21 protein-coding genes and 1 tRNA gene are annotated in these 23,702 nt (G+C 45.3%); 6 read left to right on the forward strand and 16 right to left on the reverse strand.

Annotated elements, in window-relative coordinates; translation table 11 throughout:
- Positions 1–43: 43 nt before the first annotated feature.
- Positions 44–892 carry an ion transporter gene (locus tag AB4405_RS10935; RefSeq protein WP_372060798.1) on the reverse strand — a complete coding sequence of 283 codons (849 nt, stop codon included), beginning with the start codon at positions 890–892 and terminating at the stop codon, positions 44–46.
- Between the two features lie 113 nt (positions 893–1,005).
- A complete protein-coding gene (locus AB4405_RS10940) occupies positions 1,006–1,644 on the reverse strand; it encodes a YchE family NAAT transporter (RefSeq protein WP_102467727.1) in 639 nt (212 codons plus the stop codon).
- 666 nt (positions 1,645–2,310) lie between these two features.
- On the opposite strand from AB4405_RS10940, the gene adhE reads away from it, so the two are divergent.
- On the forward strand, positions 2,311–5,013 hold the full coding sequence (gene adhE, locus AB4405_RS10945) for a bifunctional acetaldehyde-CoA/alcohol dehydrogenase (RefSeq protein WP_372060799.1): 2,703 nt from the start codon (positions 2,311–2,313) through the stop codon (positions 5,011–5,013).
- Positions 5,014–5,186: 173 nt separating this feature from the next.
- Here the strand turns inward: adhE and AB4405_RS10950 are convergent, their stop codons facing one another.
- From AB4405_RS10950 to sodB, 3 genes are all read right to left on the reverse strand, one after another.
- The gene (locus tag AB4405_RS10950) at positions 5,187–5,861 is read right to left on the reverse strand and encodes an SDR family oxidoreductase (protein WP_372060800.1); all 675 of its coding nucleotides are present in this window, start codon (positions 5,859–5,861) and stop codon (positions 5,187–5,189) included.
- Positions 5,862–6,066: 205 nt separating this feature from the next.
- On the reverse strand, positions 6,067–6,567 hold the full coding sequence (locus AB4405_RS10955) for a VC2046/SO_2500 family protein (RefSeq protein WP_372060801.1): 501 nt from the start codon (positions 6,565–6,567) through the stop codon (positions 6,067–6,069).
- 120 nt (positions 6,568–6,687) lie between these two features.
- Positions 6,688–7,272, reverse strand: coding sequence for a superoxide dismutase [Fe] (sodB, locus tag AB4405_RS10960; RefSeq protein ID WP_102467731.1), 585 nt, complete (start codon positions 7,270–7,272; stop codon positions 6,688–6,690).
- Positions 7,273–7,587: 315 nt separating this feature from the next.
- On the opposite strand from sodB, the gene AB4405_RS10965 reads away from it, so the two are divergent.
- Positions 7,588–7,923, forward strand: a complete 336-nt coding sequence (locus tag AB4405_RS10965) for a Grx4 family monothiol glutaredoxin (protein WP_102467732.1) — start codon at positions 7,588–7,590, stop codon at positions 7,921–7,923.
- Between the two features lie 139 nt (positions 7,924–8,062).
- Here the strand turns inward: AB4405_RS10965 and AB4405_RS10970 are convergent, their stop codons facing one another.
- Positions 8,063–9,388 (reverse strand): Na+/H+ antiporter family protein, encoded by a 1,326-nt coding sequence (locus AB4405_RS10970; protein ID WP_372060802.1) that lies wholly within the window; start codon positions 9,386–9,388, stop codon positions 8,063–8,065.
- A gap of 27 nt (positions 9,389–9,415) precedes the next feature.
- Positions 9,416–10,066, reverse strand: coding sequence for a ribonuclease T (rnt, locus tag AB4405_RS10975; protein ID WP_102467734.1), 651 nt, complete (start codon positions 10,064–10,066; stop codon positions 9,416–9,418).
- A gap of 338 nt (positions 10,067–10,404) precedes the next feature.
- Between rnt and motY the strand changes: the two genes are divergently transcribed.
- The gene (gene motY / locus AB4405_RS10980; protein WP_372060803.1) at positions 10,405–11,406 is read left to right on the forward strand and encodes a flagellar protein MotY; all 1,002 of its coding nucleotides are present in this window, start codon (positions 10,405–10,407) and stop codon (positions 11,404–11,406) included.
- A gap of 115 nt (positions 11,407–11,521) precedes the next feature.
- On the opposite strand, the gene gloA is transcribed toward motY, so the two are convergent.
- The 9 genes from gloA to AB4405_RS11025 form a co-directional block, all read right to left on the reverse strand.
- Positions 11,522–11,938, reverse strand: a complete 417-nt coding sequence (gene gloA, locus AB4405_RS10985; protein WP_372060804.1) for a lactoylglutathione lyase — start codon at positions 11,936–11,938, stop codon at positions 11,522–11,524.
- A 55-nt stretch (positions 11,939–11,993) separates the two neighbouring features.
- The gene (gene nth / locus AB4405_RS10990) at positions 11,994–12,629 is read right to left on the reverse strand and encodes an endonuclease III (RefSeq protein WP_372060805.1); all 636 of its coding nucleotides are present in this window, start codon (positions 12,627–12,629) and stop codon (positions 11,994–11,996) included.
- Positions 12,630–12,707: 78 nt separating this feature from the next.
- Positions 12,708–13,397: an electron transport complex subunit E gene (locus tag AB4405_RS10995; RefSeq protein WP_102470381.1), complete on the reverse strand. Its 690-nt coding sequence runs from the start codon at positions 13,395–13,397 to the stop codon at positions 12,708–12,710.
- On the reverse strand, positions 13,394–14,026 hold the full coding sequence (gene rsxG, locus AB4405_RS11000) for an electron transport complex subunit RsxG (RefSeq protein WP_372060974.1): 633 nt from the start codon (positions 14,024–14,026) through the stop codon (positions 13,394–13,396). Before rsxG ends, AB4405_RS10995 begins: the two co-directional genes overlap by 4 nt.
- Before the next feature lie 5 nt (positions 14,027–14,031).
- Complete coding sequence (gene rsxD, locus AB4405_RS11005) at positions 14,032–15,078, reverse strand: electron transport complex subunit RsxD (protein ID WP_372060806.1); 1,047 nt, start codon at positions 15,076–15,078, stop codon at positions 14,032–14,034.
- On the reverse strand, positions 15,078–17,801 hold the full coding sequence (rsxC, locus tag AB4405_RS11010; protein WP_372060807.1) for an electron transport complex subunit RsxC: 2,724 nt from the start codon (positions 17,799–17,801) through the stop codon (positions 15,078–15,080). Before rsxC ends, rsxD begins: the two co-directional genes overlap by 1 nt.
- A 7-nt stretch (positions 17,802–17,808) precedes the next feature.
- Complete coding sequence (rsxB, locus tag AB4405_RS11015) at positions 17,809–18,390, reverse strand: electron transport complex subunit RsxB (RefSeq protein WP_372060808.1); 582 nt, start codon at positions 18,388–18,390, stop codon at positions 17,809–17,811.
- Positions 18,390–18,971 (reverse strand): electron transport complex subunit RsxA, encoded by a 582-nt coding sequence (gene rsxA, locus AB4405_RS11020; RefSeq protein WP_102470385.1) that lies wholly within the window; start codon positions 18,969–18,971, stop codon positions 18,390–18,392. Before rsxA ends, rsxB begins: the two co-directional genes overlap by 1 nt.
- 238 nt (positions 18,972–19,209) lie before the next feature.
- A tRNA-Asn gene (locus AB4405_RS11025) sits at positions 19,210–19,285 on the reverse strand.
- Positions 19,286–19,771: 486 nt separating this feature from the next.
- Here AB4405_RS11025 and uvrB point away from each other — a divergent pair.
- The 3 genes from uvrB to AB4405_RS11040 all read left to right on the forward strand — a co-directional run bounded on the left by uvrB (position 19,772) and on the right by AB4405_RS11040 (position 23,642).
- Entirely contained in the window at positions 19,772–21,802 is a 2,031-nt protein-coding gene (uvrB, locus tag AB4405_RS11030) for an excinuclease ABC subunit UvrB (RefSeq protein ID WP_372060809.1), read from the forward strand.
- Positions 21,803–21,897: 95 nt separating this feature from the next.
- On the forward strand, positions 21,898–23,295 hold the full coding sequence (gene luxO / locus AB4405_RS11035; RefSeq protein ID WP_372060810.1) for a quorum-sensing sigma-54 dependent transcriptional regulator LuxO: 1,398 nt from the start codon (positions 21,898–21,900) through the stop codon (positions 23,293–23,295).
- Entirely contained in the window at positions 23,292–23,642 is a 351-nt protein-coding gene (locus tag AB4405_RS11040) for an Hpt domain-containing protein (protein WP_372060811.1), read from the forward strand. The genes luxO and AB4405_RS11040 overlap by 4 nt, the downstream gene beginning before the upstream one ends.
- Positions 23,643–23,702 lie beyond the last annotated feature (60 nt).

Below are 23,702 nucleotides of genomic sequence, written 5' to 3' on the forward strand. Positions count from 1 at the left end.
TAATACGGTACGTAGCCGTACCGCTTCAATTAACCATCAAGGATTAAGGCTTCTTTTCAGGTACCACAACGCGCTGATCTGGTTCCGCAAGTTGGCTGCCGCAATGTTTACAATGAAGAGCATCAGATTCATGGCCAGCCTGAGAGCAATTAGGGCATTTGACCAAATTCCGGTGCGCATGCATCTCGTTGTTGAGTTCTGCCGTGATGATGCCGGTGGGAACGGCTAGGATAGAGTAGCCCAATAACATTGTTAGCGAAGCAACCGCTTTACCCAAAGGAGTAGAGGGCACTAAATCACCGTAACCAACGGTGGTAATGGTAACGATGGCCCAGTAGATACTTTGTGGGATGCTGCTGAAGCCATTTTCAGGACCCTCTATCACATAGATTAATGATCCGAATATCGTGACGAGTACGGCAACAGAGCTAAAAAATACCAGTATTTTTCGTCTCGCCATAAGTAATGAGCGCAGTAAAATATTGGAATCTTGTAAATACCGCACGAGTTTCAATACGCGGAAAATCCGCATAACACGAAGAAGACGCAAGACCCCCATGAACGATGCACTTGGAAACAGCAGAGCCAAATAAGTGGGTAAGATAGACAGTAAGTCCACCACGCCATAAAAGCTTGTTGCATACGCCTTTGGTTTGGGAGAACAATAGAGCCTTAATAAATACTCAACCGTGAAAATAGCGGTAAAGATGTATTCTAACTTCTCAAGTAACCCTCCCCATTCAGCACCAACATTAGGCAAGGAGTGCAAAACTAATACTGCGAGAGAGAGCAAGATTGCAATGATCAGTGCGACATCGAACACCCAACCGGCCTTGGTATGTGTCCCAAATATAATAATGTACAGTTTATGCTTGAGTCTATTGTCTGTCATGAAAGTACGTAACAAGCTGAAAAGGTTACCTACTATTATATACCAGTCGAATGACAATCGGATCTTTGGTGCAAGCCCTCCCGTCAGAAGGGCTGATGGATGTCTTTTTTTTGCTAAGCAAGGCCTGGGAATAGGGCTCTTAGCCCGTTGGCCATAAATTCAATGCCTAGCGCGCCCAGTATTAACCCCATAATACGGGTGATGACGTTAATACCCGTTTGTCCAAGAAAGCGGACAATCAAGGGGGCAGAGCGAAACAAAAGCCATGAACAGAGTGCGAATAAGGCAATGGTGATAATAATTCCGATGGTTTCAATCATATCAGGGTAACGCGCACCATATACGATGGTGGAACTGATAGCACCGGGGCCGGCCATTAATGGCATCGCTAATGGCACAACGCCGATCTGCTCTTTACTGACGTATTCGGATTTTTCTTGTTTGTTTTGCTTATCTTCACCTAATTTACCCGACATCATTGAGAAAGCGATGCTCAATAGCAGCAACCCACCCGCGACTCGAAAAGAATCCAGAGAAATACTGAACATATCCAGTAATACCTGACCGGCTAATAGCGACACGATTAAAATGATAGCAACGGCAACGTTGGCCGTTGCAGCGGTTTTGTTTTTGTCTTCGGGAGACATGTGTCCGGTAAGCGATACAAATACGGGCATAATGCCAACGGGGTTAACCGCAGCCACCAAGCCTAAGAAAAACTGTAAATAAATGGCAAGTTCGATGTTGTTCATGGGCGTATTCTTCGAAAAAATTAGAGTCAATCCTATCGGCATTTTAATGCCGCTTCAGTTGGCGCTAATGTACGCCAACACGTTCATTTTGGCGAATGAAAAAATCTAACGTTCCAAACAAAAAAAACAATGGAAAAACTAATGAGTTTGTATTCCAAGTCATTTGTGAAGAAATATGAAATTTTGCGTCAGTTTTTCAGGCTCCCTGGTTGGATAATGTATGGAAAATGTTATCAAGGGCGCAATTTTTAATAAAGTGTCAATAACTGATGGCTGACATGGGTGGGTTGTATATACTATTTGTAGCACGCGGAGTGTGTTTTACTTGGATTTATTGTACAAAAATGAAACTTTTTTACATTTTCGCGTGATTTTTTTCAGATTTTTGTTTGATTGCCACTTTTTTAATCGACGGGAATTTGGCTTTTTATTTGTTAATAAACAGTGGGTTAGCTGTTGTTATCCTTAATGGTTACTACTAAGTAGGTAAATAACTTTTCATAACTGATCTGAGTCAATTTTTTTCACGTCGTGAAATATTATACTCAGTCATGAAAGCAATTTACTAAGTAGAGCTGAATTGGCTAGAGCAGCGTATAAGTTTAGCCAGCTAACTTACTAAAAAGTTTTTAGTTTTTTATATTTTATATTTTTAGGAGATCCACTATGCCTGTAACTAATTTAGCTGAACTCGATGCACTCGTAGCACGCGTGAAAGCAGCACAAGAAGAGTTTGCAACTTACTCACAAGAGAAAGTAGACGCTATCTTCCGTGCAGCATCACTCGCTGCCAACCAAGCTCGTATTCCTCTAGCGCAACAAGCGGTAGCCGAGTCTGGCATGGGTATTGTTGAAGACAAAGTAATTAAAAACCACTTTGCTTCTGAGTTTATCTACAACAAATACAAAGATGAAAAAACGTGTGGCATTCTTGAAGAGAACGAAGAATTCGGCACAATGACTATCGCAGAACCTGTTGGTATCATCTGTGGTATCGTTCCAACAACGAACCCAACATCAACAGCAATCTTCAAATCGCTTATCTCTTTGAAGACTCGTAACGGTATCATCTTCTCACCACACCCACGTGCTAAGAACTCTACCAACGACGCAGCAAAACTTGTTCTTGATGCAGCAGTAGCAGCAGGCGCACCAAAAGACATCATTGGTTGGATTGACCAGCCTTCAGTTGAGCTTTCTAACGCGCTAATGAAGCACGACGGTATTGCACTTATCCTAGCAACTGGTGGTCCAGGCATGGTTAAAGCAGCATACTCATCAGGTAAACCAGCAATCGGTGTTGGTGCAGGTAACGTTCCTGTTGTTATTGATGAAACTGCAGACATCAAACGTGCTGTAGCTTCTGTTCTTATGTCTAAAACATTCGATAACGGCGTAGTTTGTGCTTCTGAGCAAGCAGTTATCGTTATGGACGAAGTTTATGACGAAGTGAAAGAGCGTTTTGCTACTCACAAAGCTCACGTACTAAGCAAAGCTGACGCGGATAAAGTACGTAAAGTACTACTAATCGACGGTAACCTAAACGCGAAGATCGTAGGTCAACCTGCAACAGCTATCGCTGAGATGGCGGGTGTTAAAGTGCCTGCAGATACTAAGATTCTTGTTGGTGAAGGCATCGGTGAAGTGTCTTACGATGATGAATTTGCTCACGAAAAACTGTCTCCAACTCTAGGTATGTTCCGTGCGTCTTCTTTCGAGAACGCAGTAGCACAAGCCGTAACAATGGTAGAAATTGGCGGTATCGGCCACACATCTGGTCTATACACTAACCAAGACACTAACGCAGATCGTATCCGTTACTTCGGTGACAAGATGAAGACGGCTCGTATTCTTGTAAACATCCCAACTACTCATGGTGGTATCGGTGACCTTTACAACTTTAACGTTGCACCTTCTCTAACTCTTGGTTGTGGCTCATGGGGTGGTAACTCTATCTCTGAGAACGTAGGTCCTAAGCACCTTATCAACAAGAAAACTGTAGCGAAGCGAGCTGAAAATATGTTGTGGCACAAACTACCTAAGTCAATCTACTTCCGTCGTGGTAGCCTTCCAATCGCAATGAGCGACTTAGAAGGTAAGAAGCGTGCATTCCTAGTAACAGACCGTTTCCTATTCAACAACGGCTACGCAGATGAAATCGTTAAGCTACTTAAAGCTCAAGGTATCGAAGTTCAAACATTCTTCGATGTAGAAGCAGATCCAACATTGTCTGTTGTTGAGAAAGGCGCTGAAGCAATGAAGAGCTTCCAGCCTGACGTTATCCTAGCACTAGGTGGCGGTTCTCCAATGGATGCTGCGAAGATCATGTGGGTAATGTACGAGCACCCAGAAACTCACTTCGAAGAACTAGCAATGCGCTTTATGGACATCCGTAAACGTATCTACAAGTTCCCTAAAATGGGTGAGAAAGCTGAACTAGTATGTATTACTACTACTTCAGGTACAGGTTCTGAAGTTACTCCTTTTGCTGTTGTAACTGACGACAAAACAGGTGCTAAGTACCCACTAGCGGATTACGAGCTAACGCCAAATATGGCTATCGTTGATGCAAACCTAGTAATGAACATGCCTAAGTCTCTAACAGCATTTGGTGGTTACGATGCAGTAACTCACGCTCTAGAAGCTTATGTTTCAGTTCTAGCGAACGAATACTCAGATGGTCAAGCTCTACAAGCACTTAAGATGCTTAAAGAATACCTACCATCAAGCTATGCAAATGGTGCAGCTGACCCAATCGCTCGTGAGAAAGTACACAATGCCGCGACAATCGCTGGTATCGCGTTTGCGAATGCTTTCCTAGGTGTATGTCACTCAATGGCGCACAAACTGGGTGCTGAGTTCCACGTACCACACGGTTTAGCTAACGCATTGTTGATTTCTAACACGGTACGTTACAACGCGAACGATAACCCAACGAAGCAAACAGCATTCTCTCAGTACGCAAGCCCACAAGCTCGTCGTCGCTATGCAGAAGTTGCTGACCACCTTCGTCTAAGCCAACCAGGTGACCGTACTGCTCAGAAGATTGAGCGTCTACTAGCATGGTTAGAAGAGCTGAAAATTGCACTAGATATCCCGCTATCAATTCAAGCTGCTGGTGTTCCAGAAGCTGACTTCCTAGCGAAACTAGACCAGTTATCAGTTGAAGCGTTTGATGACCAATGTACTGGTGCTAACCCACGTTACCCACTAATTAGTGAGTTGAAAGAAGTACTAACGGCTTCTTACTACGGTAAAGCGTTTGTTGAAGGCGAAACGTTTGAAGGCACAACTGTTATTAAGAAAACAGACGAGCAACCAGCGGCTAAGCCAGCAGCAAAAGCAAAAAAAGAAAAAGCTAACGCTTAATTGAGAACGTAGTTTTCGCTAGCACGAATACTATTTCGGGAAAAGATCAAAGCCCCTCTTCTTTTGAAGAGGGGCTTTTTTTATCCTTGAAAAGCGTGGTTTGATATATAGGGCGCAGCTTCAATTAAACCGTCTTAGTAAGCAGTCAGCGCAAGTGTAAAGAACCATAATAACTACGCCTCCGTGCTAACAACTCGACCGCTAAAGTAGTCATTGGTGATGATGTATTCGGTCGTACGCGTCAACTCGTCTTGTATTTCAGACCAGTTCCCAGAAAGATTAAAGTTATGGCTTTTCACCGGTATAACGCCGCCAACACGAACATTATGAGGTTCAAGTTCTTTTGCCCAACTCTTAGTAAAACCTGTGACCATTGAGGTCGTATTCTCTAGATCACTGTGGTGTTGGTCTGGCTCTTGAGCGACAACGTTGACGATGACACCAGACTGGCCGCTAGACATTCGTTCGGCCGCCACTTGCCCAAACATGAAAAGGCTCGATGCCAATAGTGAAAATTGCGTAATAAACGCCTCGCCGGATACTGAATTCGTTAATGACTGCTGAGGTAAGGAGAGCCAATGATTAACGAGAACATCAGGCGTTCGACCTGAGCGGCTTTCCACGGTATCAAACAACGTTTCTATGGACGAGATGGAAATGTCACTCACTAGAATTTTATCAACTCGCTGAGTTAAATTTTGGCAGCGCTGGTAGGTATTCTGTAATCGAGAGTCACTTGTATCACAAAGAAAGACGTGTGCCCCTAAACGAGAAAAGTGAATAGCAAGCATCGCACCTAGGGTGGTTCCAGCAGATGTGATGAGTACTATTGAGTTGTCAATAACCATAAAGACTCCGAATAAGGGGGGGCGGTTGCACCTAAAAAGGTAACGTCAGCGAGTTATTAACTTGGTATATAAAAATTAGATGAGATGTGAATGGTGTCAAAGTTTTGCATATGAGTAGGGTTGGGAGCGACTAATTATGCAACTCATCACAATCCGCATGAGAGCGAATGTCGATGTTGCATTCATTGCCACCTTTGTTAAGTGGTTATAATCGAATTGAAATTTGGTCTTTTCTGTAAGCCGTGGAGAGCTGATTATACAAAATATCGATCGTCGGATTTGTTTTTGTCTTGCTCAGTTGTCGGCGAGTGTGACCAGATAGATTTTGATAGACCTCTTCGGCTAAGCCTTGAGTGTCGACAGGTTGAAAACTCAATGGTTCCGGAGAACGATAATGATGTAATTTTGCGCTTGCTAGGCCGCCGTGATGGAATTGGTTTGCTATGGCTGCCGAGTTACTATAATCGTCGAGATCCCCTTTGAGCTTCTGGGCTGTGGGAACATCAAATCTCTTTTTTAATGCTTCTTCATCAGTAATAGAGGTGTCAAACTCTTCTACTACGCTAGTTTCTCGAGAGTCATGGCTTAGCATAGACAATAACAATGAAAAATCCGCGCGTCTACCTTGGACAACGGCACGGCTAAGTGATGTGCCACATTGTAATTCGTTGATTAAATTAGCTTTGTCTACTGTATGAATTTGCATAGTACCCTCGATGTTCACTCTCTTTATCGGCAAGTGTGAGGGGCACTTTAGGGTTTCTTTTCAACTGAAATAAAAAAACCTGCACAAGGCAGGTTTTACAAAATCAGTTGAAACTCTAGTTTATTGAGCTAGATTTTTTTCAACGAAAGACCAGTTTACAAGCGCCCAGAAGCCATTCATGTAATCAGGACGAACGTTGCGGTAATCGATATAGTAAGCGTGTTCCCAAAGGTCAACGGTTAGCAGCGGCGTTACGCCTTCTTCAGTCAGCGGAGTGGCTGCGTTTGAAGTGTTGACGATGTCTAGTGTGCCATCTGCTTTTTTCACTAACCAAGTCCAAGAAGAACCAAAGTTGTTGATTGCAGAATCCGTGAACTTAGCTTTGAATTCTTCAAAAGAACCAAATGCTGCGTTGATTGCTTCAGCAACGGCGCCTGTTGGTTCACCACCCGCGTTTGGCGCTAGGCAATGCCAGTAGAACGTGTGGTTCCAGATTTGTGCTGCATTATTGAAAATGCCACCAGTTGAAGTCTTCACGACTTCTTCTAATGTTTTGCCTTCAAACTCAGTACCAGGAACAAGGCCGTTAAGCTTAACAACGTATGTGTTGTGGTGCTTACCGTAATGATATTCCAGAGTCTCTTCTGAGATATGTGGTTGTAGAGCGTCTTTCGCGTACGGAAGTGCTGGTAGTTCGAATGCCATTGCTCGCTTCTCCATTGAGTGGTTTAGGGGTATTAACCCTTTGATTGCTTCCAATTTATTATATATATGAGTCAATGTATTGACTGACTGGTTTCTATTTTAGCAAGTTTTTACTTTATTAAAAGAGATATCTCTCTTTTCTTACCGTCAAAAGCCTACTATTTAGGTTGTTTTAGTCGATAATATGGCGTCTGTTGTCACCAAATGAACACTAAAACGAGTTAATTATATAACCTTATAATTATTGTGCTTTTTATTCTGTGTCGATTCGCTAGAATGTGAACACATCCGCAGTACTAGTATTTCGAGGAAGCAATGGAAACTATCGATAAAATCAAACAGCAAATTGAAGAAAATACGATCCTTCTTTATATGAAAGGCTCACCAAAGCTGCCTAGCTGTGGTTTTTCTTCACAGGCATCACAAGCGCTAATGGGCTGTGGTGAGAAGTTTGCCTATGTTGATATTCTGCAAAACCCAGACATTCGCGCAGAGCTGCCTAGCTATGCTCAATGGCCTACATTCCCACAATTATGGGTTGAAGGTGAGTTGGTTGGTGGTTGCGATATCATCATGGAAATGTTCCAGAAGGGTGAACTTCAACCATTAATTAAAGAAGCAGCAGCACGCAGTGCTGGTGATGCTGAATAGCAGGCAATGGTCTAATTGATGTTACTGCACTCGCTGAGATTAGCGTGACATCTTAGGCAACACTATAGAAAAAGGCTTGGTCAGTGACCAAGCCTTTTTGTTATTGTCTATTCTCGTACAAGCAATTCATCGGTGATGTTTATAGCACCATCGCTGCAATCCAACCAAAGATAATCAGTGGTAAATTGTAGTGAATGAACGTAGGTACTACGGTTTCCCAGATATGTTCGTGCTGGCCATCAGCATTCAATCCAGAGGTAGGACCGAGCGTTGAATCTGATGCCGGAGAGCCTGCGTCACCCAGTGCTGCGGCGGTACCAATAAGGGCAACCGTTGCCATTGGAGAAAAACCGAAGGCCAGCGAAAGTGGCACGTAGATTGTTGCAAGGATTGGGATGGTCGAGAATGATGAACCAATACCCATAGTCACAAGCAGGCCGACGACAAGCATCAATAAGGCTGCGAGAGGTTTATTATCGCCAATACTTGTCGATAGTGCTTCAACCAAAGACTCTACGCCGCCAGTTTGCTTCATCACCGCGGCAAAGCCAGCCGCCGCAATCATGATAAAGCCGATCATTGCCATCATGTGGACACCTTTAGTGAACACGTCGTGGGTTTCTTTCCAAGCAATAACGCCGCCGAAAGTGAACACCATAAAGCCAGCTAATGCACCAATAATCATCGAGCCAGAAGTCAACTGGACCGCTAATGCAGCGATGATACCGGCTAAAGCAACCACGATGTTTTTCTTGTTGATGTGTGCAGGTTCGTTGTCGACCTGCGTCATTTCAGTTTCTTTGTATTCACGCGGCTTGCGGTAACTAAAGAAGACCGCAATGGCCAGACCCGTCAACATCCCGATGGCGGGAAGAATCATCGCCATTGGTACCTGAGCGGCAGTAATCGTTTCTAGCCCATTGTCGTGGAGATTTTTAAGCAAGATGTTGTTTAAGAAAATACCACCAAAACCGATAGGTAAAATCATGTATGGCGTGACCAGACCAAACGTTAGAACGCAAGCAACCAGTCGACGGTCAAGCTTCATCTTGGCGAATACGCCTAATAGAGGTGGGATCAAAATTGGAATAAAGGCGATGTGCACTGGAATTACGTTTTGAGAGGACACCGTCACCAAGATTAGCGCAACCAGTACCGCGTACTTTAGGCCAGTCGCTGATGCTGCGTTCTCTTTACCATGGATGCGTTTGATGACACTTTGCGCCAGCAAGTCAGTAACGCCTGATTTGGAAATCGCGACGGCAAACGTACCTAGCATGGCATAACTCAATGCGATGGTTGCACCACCACCTAGGCCGCCTTCAAAGGCGCTTACCGCGTCGGTGAGTGACATACCAGAAACGACACCACCAACAATGGCACTAAAGGTCAACGCAACGACTACGTTGACACGCATCAGTGCGAGTAGCAGCATGATGCAAACGGAAATAACGACAGGGTTCATAATAAGCTCTAAAATGTTGTGTTTGAATTATTGTTCATCGTTGTCAATAAGCGGCCAGCCTCCAAGAGCCTTCCATTTATTAACGATTCGGCAGAATAACTCTGCTGTTTTCTGAGTATCATACAGTGCCGAATGGGCTTCTTTGTTGTCAAATTCCATTCCTGCGGTTTTACATGCTTTTGCCAAAACGGTTTGACCAAACGCAAGGCCGCTCAATGTGGCGGTATCAAAAGTCGCAAAGGGATGAAAAGGGACACGTTTTAATTTTGAACGTTCATTCGCTGCACTGACAAAGCTGTGATCGAAGTTAGCATTGTGAGCAACCATAATAGCTCGGCTACAGTCGTGCTGCTTCTGTTCTTTTCTTATGACTTTATAGATTTCTTTTAGCGCTTCTTGCTCCGGTACGGCGCCACGAAGCGGGCTAAAAGGGTCACGTACACCAATAAACTCAAGTGCTTCTTTTTCAAGGTTTGCGCCTTCGAATGGCTCGATGTGATAGTGCAAAACACTAGCAGGGACGAGATTTCCCTCATCATCCATTTTTAAAGTGATGGCACAAATTTCGAGTAGCGCATCGGTCTGGGCGTTAAATCCAGCCGTCTCTACATCGACAACAACAGGAAAATAGCCACGGAATCGCTTTTTTAAGGTGAGAGCTTCGTTTTCTACAGTCATTTCAGATCTATCAGTGGTGGCGAAGGCTGCATTATTGCAGATAATGGTCTTATAACAAACCTGCCACGGCATTTAATTTGGTCACTATTTGGTGCTATTTATCGAATCTATTGCTCATTTTCATTGGTAACGGTTGTTATGTGCATTCGGTGGAAGCTTATGTAGTGATATACCAACAGCAAGTGCAATGGGTGGTGAAAAGTTAACCTCTTCAATGCCTGGTGATGAATTTAAATAATTGGCTAGGATTTTGCAACGTTGAGTAGAGATCTAATAATCTAGAATCGTCGCGGCAATGATATGCCGCTAAGACGCTAACGTTGAGTCTATTTATCACTATGAAATTGAATGTCACACCTACATTGCCGCTGGTACCTCGGTTTTTATCTGGGGCATTGTTATCTACGACTTTGCAACCTAGAACTCTCCGACCTAGAACATTGCGCCCTAGAAGAGGGTTATCTAGTGCGTTGCTATGTGGAGTCGTTTTTTCTAGTTTACTGATACCTCAAGCAGAAGCGGCAATCGAAAAACGTTATGTCGCGACACCAACACAATCTCAGTGGGAGATGGTCACTAACACTCCGTTAGAATGTCAGCTCGTTCACCCCATTCCTAACTTTGGTGATGCTCAATTTACCTCCAAAGCAGGTAAAAAGATGAACCTAGACTTTGAATTAAAGATGCGAAGAGCGATGGGTGAGACGCGCAATGTAAGTTTGGTTTCTATGCCACCGCCTTGGCGGCCAGGAGATAGCGCGGATCGCATTTCAAACCTGCAGTTTTTCAGACAGTTTGATGGGTACGTTGGTGGGCAAGCTGCATGGAGCTTATTGAGTGAGCTTGAAAAAGGTCGCTATCCCACGTTTAGCTATCAAGACTGGCAAAGTCGAGATGAACGGATAGAAGTCGCATTATCATCGGTATTATTTCAAGCCAAGTACAACGTGTTCAGCCAGTGTATCGCGAACCTGCTTCCTTACAGTTTCGAAGATATCTCGTTTACAATCCTTCATTATGATGCCAATAGCGAACAGTTAAATAAAACGTCGCAGCATCGCTTACAGCAAATCGCCGAATACGTTCGCTTCAACCAGAATATCGATTTAGTCTTGGTCTCTACTTATACTGATTCGACAGAGTCCAAGAGTGAAAGTCAGCAGTTATCTGATAAGCGAGCGTTGATATTGCAGGATTACTTTCAGTCTTTGGGATTACCCAAAGATCGAATTCAGGTGCAGGGATATGGCAAGCGTCGACCAATAGCCGATAATTCCTCTCCGATTGGTAAAGCTAAAAACCAACGTGTTGTCATCTCGTTTGGGCGCACAAATGTCTAGCTTACCTAATGTCTAACTTACCTAATGGCGAGTTGACAATGACGTGAGTGTTACGAAAAGAGCGTGCTAGGAAGCACGCTCTTTGATTAGAAGGGCATAATTTGAGGGGGGATTATTACCCCTCCAAACCAGCGCTTGCTTGTTTGTTTTGGATTAACTCAATCATGTAGCCGTCCGGGTCTTTGACGAATGCAATTTGAGTTGAGCCGCCCTTAACGGGACCTGGCTCACGAGTGACGTTGCCGCCAGCCGCTTTAATTGCATCACAAGTGGTGTAGATATCATCAACGCCAATGGCAATATGACCGTATGCTGAGCCTAGGTCATACTCAGTAACGCCCCAGTTGTAGGTTAGCTCAATCACCGAACCTTCTGATTCGTCGCCAAACCCTAGAAATGCTAGCGTGTACTTGTATTCAGTATTTTCATTTTTACGTAGCAGGTTCATTCCAATCACATCGCTATAGAAAGAAATGGATTTATCAAGATCCCCTACGCGTAACATGGTGTGTAAGATACGACCGTTTGACATGACATTGCTCCTTAATTGTCGGTAATAGCCAGAGCATTTTCGAATAACGCTTCGGCTATATGTCTACTTTTTCTTTGAATTCACATAAATCTTCGATGATGCAGCTTCCACAACGTGGTTTGCGTGCAACGCAGGTATAGCGTCCATGAAGAATGAGCCAGTGGTGCACATCGAGCTTAAATTCACTGGGTATAACCTTGAGGAGTTTCGCCTCAACATCGTCAACCGTTTTTCCCATCGCCAGCTTAGTGCGATTAGAGACTCTGTAAATATGTGTATCGACGGCAATGGTTGGCCAACCAAAGGCGGTATTCAAGACGACGTTGGCGGTTTTTCGACCCACACCAGGTAACGCTTCTAGCGCTTCTCTATTTTCAGGGACCACGCTTGCGTGCTGCTCAACCAAAATACGGCATGTCTTAATCACGTTCTCAGCTTTTGAATTAAATAAGCCAATCGTTTTGATATAGTCTTTTACCCCGTCTACCCCTAGAGCAAGAATGCTCTCTGGTGTATTAGCAATAGGGTAAAGTTTGTCTGTGGCTTTGTTGACGCTCACATCGGTTGCTTGTGCAGATAAAAGAACGGCGATCAGTAACTCGAATGGACTGCTCCAATTAAGTTCGGTCTCCGGCTTTGGGTTGTTCTCGCGGAGTCGTTCTAGAATTTGTCTTCTTTTTATATTATTCATTGCTGACTAATTTTTTCTTCCAGTGAATAAATGCTCAGTATTCGTGTCCGAACGGTGCCAGACATCGGTGAAGCATGATTAGTTTGTCACTCTTGCTCTTTCTATTGCAGGCTTGTCTTGTTTAGGCTGACGCATTTCAATTTTTCTATCAATGACATTCTTAAGCGCAATAAGAAAACCTACGCCGATAAACGCGCCAGGGGGTAATAATGCAAGCAAGAACTGGCTGTCGAATTGAAAGACTTGAATTCGTAACGCTGACGCCCAGTCTCCAAGTAACAAGTCTGCGCCGTCAAAGAGTGTACCGTTACCGATGATTTCGCGCATTGCGCCTAGTAAAACTAAAACAGCCGTCATACCTAATCCCATCCATAAGCCATCAAGTGCGGCAGGCAAGACTTCATTCTTGGAGGCAAACGCTTCTGCACGTCCAATAATGATGCAATTTGTCACTATTAATGGAATGAAGATGCCTAGCGATAGGTAGAGTCCGTAGGCGTAAGCATTCATTAATAATTGAACACAGGTCACCAACGCCGCAATGATCATGACAAAAACGGGTATTCGAACTTCTTTTGGGACGTAGTCGCGAATGAGTGACACCGTGACATTAGAGCCAACTAAAACAGCAAGTGTCGCTAACCCCAATCCTAGGGCATTCGTCACCGTTGATGAGACCGCGAGCAATGGACATAAACCCAATAATTGCACCAGAGCAGGGTTGTTGTCCCACAAGCCATTTTTTGCGAGTTGTCTAGATGTACTCATGATTTACCTCCACAGTTTAACGGCTGCTTGAGAATAATGTCGCGGTTAGCATTAACATAGTTAACCGTATTTTTAACGGCCTTTACGACTGCTCGAGGGGTGATGGTCGCGCCAGTAAAGGAATCGAACTGGCCGCCATCTTTGCGCACGGCCCACTCAGAGTTATTGTCAGGGGTCACTTGCTTACCAGTGAAACTTAACATCCAATCTGTGATCCTAAGATCGATCTTATCACCGAGCCCAGGCGTTTCTTGATGAGACAACACACGAGAGCCCAATATAACACCATTAATATCGATGCCGACAATAATACGGATAGCGCCATTGTAACCATCAGGTGCGATGCTTTCTATTGCCATCGCTGTTGGCTCGCCAGATTGAGTCGCAATATAGAGTGGCTGTGCAGAATCGCTACCCAGCAAAGGATCGGTGACAAGCGTACATGACGCATACAATTCATTATCATGGAGAGAATGGGGGATAACCTCATTCAAAGTGGCCTGCAGCTGGGCTCGCTCTTGCTGTAGGATTTGATCTTTTGTCAGATACTGCGTCAACGCCACAACCCCAGTAGAAGCGCAGGCAAAAATAGCCAATGTTAGTCCGTTTTTACGAATCGCGTTTAACATAGTCATTAATGTCCGTAAGTTCTAGGTTTCGTGTAGTAGTCGATTAACGGCACACACATATTGGCAAGTAATACTGCAAAGGCGACACCGTCTGGGAATCCGCCCCATGTCCGAATAACAAACACCATGACACCAATGAAAGCACCATATAGAAGGCGACCTTTTATCGTTGTTGAAGCCGACACTGGGTCAGTGGCAATAAAAAAGGCCCCTAACATGGTTGCACCAGACAATAGGTGTAGCAACGGAGAGGCAGATTCACCTGGATAAATGAGGGCAAACAAACCACTGATAACAATAAGTGAACCGATAAAAGCAGCTGGAATGTGCCATTGAATAACCCGCAATTTAAGGAGCAATAACCCACCTGCCAAGTAAGCCAAATTCACCCACTCCCAGCCAATACCCGCTAAACCAGAAAAGATAGGTTGTTGGAATATTTCAGTCGAGGTATATCCGTTTTTGAAGCCAGTCTTTAACGCATCCAGTGGTGTTGCCATCGTGATGCCATCGATACCGGTGCGGATTTGCTGTAAGGAATAACCATCAACGTCAAAGCCAGTAAAAATCAGTGAAAACGTATCTTGAAAGGTAATTGACTCGCCGCTTAGTGAATGCGGAGTGATCCAACTTGTCATTTCTACCGGAAATGAAATCAACAACACAACGTAAGCGACCATGGCGGGGTTAAATGGGTTTTGTCCTAAGCCACCGTACAGGTGTTTGGCAATAATAATCGCAAAAATCAAACCAATAACCACGATCCACCAAGGTGACATTGGCGGGATAGCCACCGCTAGTAGCCATGCAGTGACGAGTGCACTGTAGTCGCTAAGTGCTCTTTTAGGAGAACGCTTGCGGAGCAACATGATCAGTGCTTCGAGTGTTAAACCAATAATAACGGCCAAACCAAGTTGAATCAGGGTACCCCAGCCGAAAAAGTAGCTTTGCGCTATTAATCCCGGCAGCGCACACAAGGCAACGCCCTTCATCAGATCTGGGGTACGTTTACGACTATGAGCATGTGGAGAGCTAGCAATAAAGAACGACACTAGTTGTTCTCCTTATCTTGTTGTTCATTTTTTAACTTGCGTGCTTTGGCGCGTGCCACCGCGGCGGCAACCGCGGCTTTTTTCGGGTCGACATCGGCAACGGTATCAGCGTTGACTGGTTCAAACACTTCTGGTTCAGATTCGCTTGCTGCTTGCTGAGCTTTACGTGCCTTGGCGCGCGCAACGGCAGCAGCGACAGCGGCTTTTTTCGGGTCGACATCGGCCGTGTTATCAGCGTTGGTTGACTCAGGCATTTCTGGTTCAGATTCGCTTGCCGCTTGCTGAGCTTTACGTGCTTTGGCGCGAGCAATTGCGGCGGCCACGGCGGCTTTTTTCGGGTCGACATCGGCCGCGTTATCAGCGTTGGTTGACTCAGGCATTTCTGGTTCAGATTCGCTTGCCGCTTGCTGAGCTTTACGTGCTTTGGCGCGAGCAATTGCGGCGGCAACGGCGGCTTTTTTCGGGTCGGCATCGGCCGCGGTATCAGCGTTGGCTGGCTCAGGCATTTCTGGTTCAGATTCGCCTGCCGTTTGCTGAGCTTTACGTGCTTTGGCGCGAGCAATTGCGGCGGCAACGGCGGCTTTTTTCGGGTCGACATCGGCCGCGGTATCAGCGTTGGCTGGCTCAGGCACTTCTGGTTCAGATTCGCTTGCCGCTTGCTGAGATTGACGTGCTTTGGCGCGAGCAATTGCGGCGGCAACGGCGGCTTTTTTCGGGTTGACATCGGCCGCGGTATCAGCGTTGGCTGGCTCAGGCATTTCTGGTTCGGATTCGCTTGCCGCTTGCTGAGATTTACGTGCTTTGGCGCGAGCAATTGCGGCGGCCACGGCGGCTTTTTTCGGGTCGACATCGGCCGCGGTATCAACGTTGGTAGATTCAGATACCTCTGGTTTACTTAAAGCCTGTTCAGCCTTACGTGCCTTGGCGCGTGCAATAGCATCGGCGACGGCTGACTTTTTATCATCATTACCTTGATTAGCGTTTGCACCCGTATTCGTATCAACGTGGTCTAGCGTGTCAGTTTTACTTGCTTTGCGCTCTCGAGCAAGACGCTTACGTTCTTCTCTGAGTTTAGCCATTTCACTATTATCTGGCTGGCTTTGCTCAGACGTTTTTGCAGCCGCTTGTTTGGCTTTTGCTCGTGCAATTGCGGCGGCAACCGCGGGTTTGACTTCGCCAGTTGTTGGTGCTGCTTTTTGAGCCTTCACTCGAGCAATCGCGGCGGCAACGGCATCATCCCCGTTTGACGTCGCCATTTGTTTACGACGGTCATCAGCTGCTTTCTTAAAGCGATTCTCACGCTCGGCTTTATCTCGTTCAAGGCGGGCTTTTCTTTCTTCAAAACGAACCTTTGCACGTTCAGCCGCTTCGGCTTCTTTCGTCCGCGTTCGAATCTCTGCTTTCGCCTGACGATAATACTGAACGAGCGGAATCTCGCTTGGGCAAACGTACGCGCATGCCCCACATTCTATACAGTCTTTAAGATTGAGTTCTTCGCATTTGTCGTATTCTTGTGATTTTGCATACCATTGCAGCTGCTGTGGTAATAGTGATGCAGGGCATGCCTCCGCACATTGGCTACAGCGTATACATGCCATCTCGTTTTGATTCGGATCGATTTCACGAGAGGTAGGTGCAAGGATACAGTTAGACGTTTTCGTTATGGGTACGTTGGCATGCGGCAGTGTAAAGCCCATCATTGGCCCCCCCATAATTAGGCGGGGTGCTTTTTTATCTGCTTTATAACCAAACTCATCGAGTAAGGACTGCACCGGGGTGCCAATTCGTGCCCAAACATTTTGTGGCTGTTTGAACGCCTTACCTGTTAACGTTACAACCCGTTCTAGCAGGGGCTCACCATCACAAATAGCGCGTTTTATGGCGTATGCTGAACCGATATTTTGCACGAGGAGTCCAATATCGGCGGGGATACCACCAACGGGAACCTCTAAGTTCGTCAATATTTTAATCAGCTGCTTTTCACCGCCTGAAGGATATTTGGTAGGAATAACACGAATGACGATATCTTCGTCCTTCCCAGCTATCTCTAATGCTTTAATGGCGTCCGGCTTATTATCTTCGATCCCGATGATGGTTAATTTGGGTTTTAAAATATGCTTGAGTATTTTGACCCCTTCAACAATATCGCTCGCATATTCTTGCATCAGGCGGTCGTCAGACGTGATGTAAGGTTCGCACTCGGCTGCGTTTAGGATAAGAATATCAGTACGTTGTAACCCACTTTGAATTTTTTTAGCAGTTGGGAACCCGGCTCCGCCCATGCCTGAAACACCTGCCTGACGGATCGTTTCGATGAGTTGAGTGGGTTCTACTTGATAGTAATCGGTGGTGAACTCTCGCTCTATCCATTGATCATTGCCATCGGACTCAATCACGATGCACAAGTCGCTTAAGCCAGAAGGATGGGCGACCGTTCTTGGTTCTATTGCTGTTACCGTCCCTGAGGTAGGGGCGTGGACAGGGAGCATGAACGCCGCATTAACCTCACTCAATGGTTGTCCTTTGAGTACATGACTGCCAACTTCGACGAGTAAGTCACCGGGTTTACCGATATGTTGCTTAATCGGAATGACCAACTCAGCAGGGATAGCCGCTCTAGAAATAGCGTGTGTATTAGATTGCTTTTTGTTTTCTTGTGGGTGGACACCACCGGGGAAGTTCCACAGCGAGCCAGTTTGAATTTGTTCAATTAATGACAACATACCCTACCTACGACTTAATTGGCTGAGTGTTTGAATCGGTAACATTAACCACTGGAATGGGCTGCAATTGCCATTTCCATGAATCGGTTGTTGTCTGTACTGGGATCATTTCGATGCAATCCGTTGGGCAAGGTGCAACACATAAATCACACCCCGTGCACTCATCTTTTATGACGGTATGTAGGGCTTTCGTGCCGCCTACAATAGCGTCCACTGGGCAAGCCTGAATGCACTTGGTACAGCCAATGCACATATCTTCATGTATAAAAGCGACTTTCTTGATGGACTTTTCAGCGTCGTGAGCCGAGCTCTCAACTTCAACACCCATTAAATCTGCAAGTTTTTCGATGGTCGCCTGTCCGCCGGGAGGGCACTTGTTGATAGCGTCCCCGTTAGCAATAGCCGTTGCATAAGGTTTACAGCCTGGGTATCCACATTGGCCACATTGAGTTTGCGGCAAAATCGCATCAATCTGTTCAACAATCGGATCAGCTTCAACCTTAAATTTAATGGACGCGAACCCTAGAATAGCCCCAAATATGGCCGCAAGCGCGACAAGGGCAAGGACTGCAATAATGATAGTTGTCATTATAATTTCACCAAGCCTGTGAAGCCCATAAAGGCGAGTGACATTAATCCAGCTGTAATCATCGCAATAGAAGCGCCTTTAAATGGCGCAGGTACGTCGGCGACAGTAATGCGTTCACGCATTGACGCGAAAAGAATAAGAACGAGAGAGAAACCGACCGCAGCTCCAAACCCATAAATGATAGATTCCATGAAATTATGGTTTTCATTAATGTTGAGCAATGCAACACCCAAGACAGCGCAATTGGTCGTAATCAATGGCAAAAAGATGCCAAGTAGTCGATACAGGGTTGGGCTGGTTTTGTGCACCACCATCTCGGTAAACTGAACGACGACGGCAATCACCAGAATAAAACTCATTGTTCTGAGGTATTGAATACCAAGAGGGATGAGAATATAGGTTTCGACAAGGTAGGCGCAAACCGAAGCCAAGGTTAGGACGAAGGTGGTTGCCAAGCCCATGCCAATGGCGGTCTCGAGTTTTTTTGATACACCCATGAATGGGCATAAGCCAAGAAATTTTACCAGTACAAAGTTATTGACTAGGACGGTGCCTACCAACAATAGAAAATATTCGGTCATAATAGTATGTGTAAAGAGCTCCGATCCCGTTATTATCGTGCTTTGCGTAGTTAATAACAACCAGTGAAAGATAAGGTTTTATTAGTTTCTACGAAAATGTAGGCGTTTTTATGAAAACCTGTGGGTTTGTAAGCAATTAATCTGTCTACCAGATTATACGCGATGGATATTAAAAGACTCAAAACTTGCAGAATTGAAAACGAAAAAAGCCGCATCCTAAGATGCGGCTTTTAAAATTTGGCTCCCCCTGCAAGACTTGAACTTGCGACATACGGATTAACAGTCCGCCGTTCTACCAACTGAACTAAGGGGGAATTGCTTTAGCGCGGCGAATATTAGCGATAGAGGAGGTAGGAGTCAATGGTTTTTTTGTTGTTGATGTGGAAAAAAACTAATAAAAATATCTTTACTTCTTTGTACGCCTTGCCGGGTATGACGTGATTTTAGTTATCCACCAAAATTGTGGATAAGGGTGTTAATTATCCGGTACAACATGATGGAACTGACAGGAATGAAAATAACGAATGTGAATAAGTTTTAACTGATGAAAGTAAGTGCTTGATTTTTGTTGTTTAATTTGGATTTTATTCGGTTTGGGAATAATGTCTAAATTCTCATTAGTGAGAGATAATTTGTATTTTGGGGACAAGCCGTGGATGAAACGCTAGCTTATATTTTCTATGGGGAGTTCACGAGGGCAGTTAATATACCTAAAAGTGAAACGAAAAGCGAGCAAAGAGTTGCAAAAGTCAGCCTGTAACGGCGACAATGTGGGCGAGACAAATAAAGGACTCGATATCATGGCAAAACATTTCGAATTAGTTTCAGATTATCAACCTTCAGGCGACCAGCCTGCTGCCATTGAAAAATTGTTAGATGGCCTAGATTCGGGTCTCGCGCATCAAACGCTACTCGGGGTAACGGGCTCGGGCAAAACGTTTACCTTGGCGAATGTCGTGGCGACGGCACAACGTCCTGCCATTATACTGGCACCCAACAAAACGCTCGCTGCTCAGTTGTATGGAGAGATGAAAGCTTTTTTCCCAAACAACTCAGTTGAGTATTTTGTTTCCTACTATGATTATTACCAACCTGAGGCATACGTTCCGACGACGGACACCTTCATTGAGAAAGATTCCTCTGTCAATGCTCATATAGAGCAGATGCGCTTGTCCGCGACTAAAGCCCTGTTGGAACGTAAAGACGCCATCATTGTCGCCTCTGTATCGGCTATCTATGGTCTTGGTGATCCCCAGTCTTATTTGAAAATGATGCTTCACGTCACTCGTGGTGACGTGTTAGATCAGCGTGACATCATTCGTCGCCTTGCTGAAATACAGTACTCTAGAAATGACGTCGCTTTCGAGCGTGGTCAGTTTCGAGTCCGTGGTGAAGTGATTGATGTGTTCCCAGCGGAATCGGATCAAGTCGCAGTGCGCATTGAGATGTTTGATGATGAGATTGACTGTATTAGTCTGTTTGATCCGCTCACCGGCGTGATCATTCAGCGTGATTTGGCACGCTACACTATTTATCCTAAAACGCATTATGTGACCCCTCGTGATCGAATTCTTGAAGCGGTTGAAGAGATAAAGGTTGAGCTTAAGTCCCGTCAATCTTACCTAATCGATAATAACAAGTTGCTTGAAGAGCAGCGTATTTCTCAGCGCACACAGTTTGATATTGAGATGATGAACGAACTTGGTTTTTGTTCAGGCATCGAAAATTATTCTCGCTATCTAAGTGGCCGCAGTGAAGGCGAGCCGCCACCGACGTTATTTGACTACCTCCCAGCTGATGGCTTGTTGATTATTGATGAATCACACGTGACAGTTCCTCAGATCGGTGCAATGTACAAAGGTGACCGTTCGCGCAAAGAAACCCTAGTGGAATACGGATTTCGACTGCCGTCTGCGCTTGACAACCGTCCGTTGCAGTTTGATGAATTTGAAATGTTGGCGCCACAAACCATCTATGTCTCAGCAACGCCTGGAGCCTATGAGATGGAAAAATCAATTGGCGCAGTAGCGGATCAAGTGGTGCGCCCAACAGGGCTGCTTGATCCGGTGTTGGAAGTGCGACCCGTTGCCACCCAAGTGGATGATGTGATGTCGGAAGCAAAAGCTCGCGCGGCAAGAGACGAGCGGGTATTAGTGACCACGTTAACAAAAAGAATGGCCGAGGATCTGACTGAATATTTGAGCGAGCATGGTGTTCGAGTCCGTTATCTGCATTCTGATATCGATACCGTGGAACGTGTGGAGATCATTCGTGACCTTCGATTAGGTGTGTTTGATGTTTTAGTCGGGATCAACTTACTTCGAGAAGGCCTTGATATGCCAGAAGTCTCGTTAGTTGCGATTCTTGATGCTGATAAAGAAGGGTTTTTGCGGTCTGAGCGGTCGCTCATTCAAACGATCGGACGGGCAGCAAGGCACCTTGATGGCCGAGCAATTTTGTATGCAGACAAGATCACTAAATCGATGGAAAAAGCGATGGGAGAAACCAATCGACGTCGAGAAAAGCAGCATGCTTACAACGAAGAGAACGGGTTGGTTCCAACGGCACTAAAACGAAATGTCAAAGATATTATGGAGCTTGGAAGCGCCACCCAAGCTCGCAATAAACAGCCATCGAAACAAGTCCCATTGTCGAAAGTTGCAGAGCCCTCGCAAAGCTATGTCGCCATGTCTTCGCAAGAGATTGAAAAGCAAATATTGCGCTTGGAAAGCGAAATGTATCTGCATGCACAGAATCTTGAGTTTGAACAAGCTGCGCAGAAACGTGATGAAATAGAGAAGCTTAGAGCACATTTTATTGCGAACAGTTAACAGGACCACCTATTTTTGTTAGGGTGGTTAAATATTGAACCATGGGTTTGGTTATTGAAAATAAACTGAGCCCATCCTCATGTTAGTTAGGAATTATGCGACCGATTATCAGTGAGCCTAAATCTCGTTATCTTTTAATGGTAGAAGATACGGCCTCCGTTGCTGCCTTATATCGCTCCTATCTTACCCCACTGGGAATTGATATTAATATCGTGGGCAACGGACGGGACGCGATTCAGAGTCTGGCTCACCGAACCCCCGATTTGATACTTCTTGATTTGCGTCTGCCTGATATGACCGGTATGGATGTGTTGGACGCGGTACGAGAAGTGAATCCCAATGTGCCGGTTATCTTCATGACTGCGCATGGCTCAATAGATATTGCCGTTGATGCGATGCAGCATGGTGCGCAAGACTTTCTTATCAAGCCTTGTGAGGCTGACCGTCTTAGAGTCACTGTGAACAACGCGATTCGCAAAGCCTCTAAAATGAAAAATGAGCGCAATGAAACTGGCAGCCCAAGCTACCAAGGATTCATTGGCAGTAGCCAAACGATGCAAGCGGTCTATCGAACCATCGACTCTGCCGCGACCAGTAAAGCCAGTATTTTTATTACTGGGGAAAGTGGCACTGGGAAAGAGGTTTGCGCTGAGGCGATACATGCAGCAAGTCGTCGCGGAGATAAACCATTTATTGCGATTAACTGTGCGGCTATTCCGAAAGACCTTATCGAAAGTGAGTTGTTTGGTCATGTCAAAGGTGCGTTTACTGGTGCGGCGAGCGACCGTCAAGGCGCCGCTGAATTGGCGGATGGTGGCACGTTGTTTCTCGATGAACTTTGTGAGATGGACTTAGAGCTCCAGACGAAACTACTGCGTTTTATTCAGACGGGTACGTTTCAAAAAGTAGGCTCATCGCGAATGAAAAAGGTCGACGTAAGATTTGTTTGCGCGACAAACAGAGACCCATGGAAAGAAGTCGAAGAAGGCCGCTTTCGGGAAGACCTTTATTATCGCTTGTATGTGATTCCTCTGCACCTGCCGCCCCTTCGAATGCGAGATGAAGACGTTATCGAGATTGCTTATTCTCTGCTGGGTTTCATGTCTCAGGAAGAAGGGAAAAGCTTCATTCGGTTCTCACCGGATGTTATCGACAGATTTATCCAATATGAATGGCCGGGTAACGTAAGACAACTGCAGAATGTGCTAAGAAACGTCGTTGTTTTAAACCATGGTAAAGAAATCTTATTGGATATGCTGCCTCCGCCGCTTAACGTTCCAGTTAAGCCTGTGGCTGTGGTCGAACCTATCACCCCTAGTGCTTTTGGGCCGCAAGATATTGTCCCTTTGCATCAAAGTGAAAGAGCCATTATAGAACAGGCTATCGAGGTCTGTGATGGTAATATTCCCATCGCTGCTGGGTACTTGAGTGTGAGCCCATCAACGATATATCGAAAAATTCAAGCATGGACGGCAAGTGAGAACAAACAATGAACTACATGGACCACGATAAAGTAAATAAACTGGGTAGCGAGATTGGTATGGATAATCTACCTATTTTGCTTGGTATCTTTACTGGCGAACTTGTGAATTATCAGGCGCAGCTTACCACGGGGTCATTGAGCGATAAAATTGACTGTATGAAAGAGATATCGCATGCACTAAAAAGCAGTGCCGCGAGTTTTGGTGCTGAGGCATTGTGTGAATTTGCGTTACTGGTGGATAGTGAGGTGAAGACAGATTCGGTTCATCTTGATCAACCAAGAGTGGATACTATGCTTACCCACCTGAAAGAAACCTATACACAATATACTCACTTTTTGAACGAGCTCGAAAACTAGCACAGCGACGATGGTTTTCATCCTCAATAGAGCGTTAGCGCTCGCTTTACGCCTACTCCT

The organism is Vibrio sp. 10N.261.51.F12, assembly GCF_041471725.1.
In the GTDB taxonomy this organism is placed as follows: domain Bacteria; phylum Pseudomonadota; class Gammaproteobacteria; order Enterobacterales; family Vibrionaceae; genus Vibrio.

Bases quoted from the DNA above. Each gene is read 5' to 3' on its own strand.
- AB4405_RS10935 (WP_372060798.1), bottom strand. From the start codon at position 892: ATGACAGACAATAGACTCAAGCATAAACTGTACATTATTATATTTGGG.
- AB4405_RS10940 (WP_102467727.1), bottom strand. From the start codon at position 1,644: ATGAACAACATCGAACTTGCCATTTATTTACAGTTTTTCTTAGGCTTG.
- adhE (WP_372060799.1), top strand. From the start codon at position 2,311: ATGCCTGTAACTAATTTAGCTGAACTCGATGCACTCGTAGCACGCGTG.
- AB4405_RS10950 (WP_372060800.1), bottom strand. From the start codon at position 5,861: ATGGTTATTGACAACTCAATAGTACTCATCACATCTGCTGGAACCACC.
- AB4405_RS10955 (WP_372060801.1), bottom strand. From the start codon at position 6,567: ATGCAAATTCATACAGTAGACAAAGCTAATTTAATCAACGAATTACAA.
- sodB (WP_102467731.1), bottom strand. From the start codon at position 7,272: ATGGCATTCGAACTACCAGCACTTCCGTACGCGAAAGACGCTCTACAA.
- AB4405_RS10965 (WP_102467732.1), top strand. From the start codon at position 7,588: ATGGAAACTATCGATAAAATCAAACAGCAAATTGAAGAAAATACGATC.
- AB4405_RS10970 (WP_372060802.1), bottom strand. From the start codon at position 9,388: ATGAACCCTGTCGTTATTTCCGTTTGCATCATGCTGCTACTCGCACTG.
- rnt (WP_102467734.1), bottom strand. From the start codon at position 10,066: ATGACTGTAGAAAACGAAGCTCTCACCTTAAAAAAGCGATTCCGTGGC.
- motY (WP_372060803.1), top strand. From the start codon at position 10,405: ATGAAATTGAATGTCACACCTACATTGCCGCTGGTACCTCGGTTTTTA.
- gloA (WP_372060804.1), bottom strand. From the start codon at position 11,938: ATGTCAAACGGTCGTATCTTACACACCATGTTACGCGTAGGGGATCTT.
- nth (WP_372060805.1), bottom strand. From the start codon at position 12,629: ATGAATAATATAAAAAGAAGACAAATTCTAGAACGACTCCGCGAGAAC.
- AB4405_RS10995 (WP_102470381.1), bottom strand. From the start codon at position 13,397: ATGAGTACATCTAGACAACTCGCAAAAAATGGCTTGTGGGACAACAAC.
- rsxG (WP_372060974.1), bottom strand. From the start codon at position 14,026: ATGTTAAACGCGATTCGTAAAAACGGACTAACATTGGCTATTTTTGCC.
- rsxC (WP_372060807.1), bottom strand. From the start codon at position 17,801: ATGTTGTCATTAATTGAACAAATTCAAACTGGCTCGCTGTGGAACTTC.
- rsxB (WP_372060808.1), bottom strand. From the start codon at position 18,390: ATGACAACTATCATTATTGCAGTCCTTGCCCTTGTCGCGCTTGCGGCC.
- rsxA (WP_102470385.1), bottom strand. From the start codon at position 18,971: ATGACCGAATATTTTCTATTGTTGGTAGGCACCGTCCTAGTCAATAAC.
- uvrB (WP_372060809.1), top strand. From the start codon at position 19,772: ATGGCAAAACATTTCGAATTAGTTTCAGATTATCAACCTTCAGGCGAC.
- luxO (WP_372060810.1), top strand. From the start codon at position 21,898: ATGCGACCGATTATCAGTGAGCCTAAATCTCGTTATCTTTTAATGGTA.
- AB4405_RS11040 (WP_372060811.1), top strand. From the start codon at position 23,292: ATGAACTACATGGACCACGATAAAGTAAATAAACTGGGTAGCGAGATT.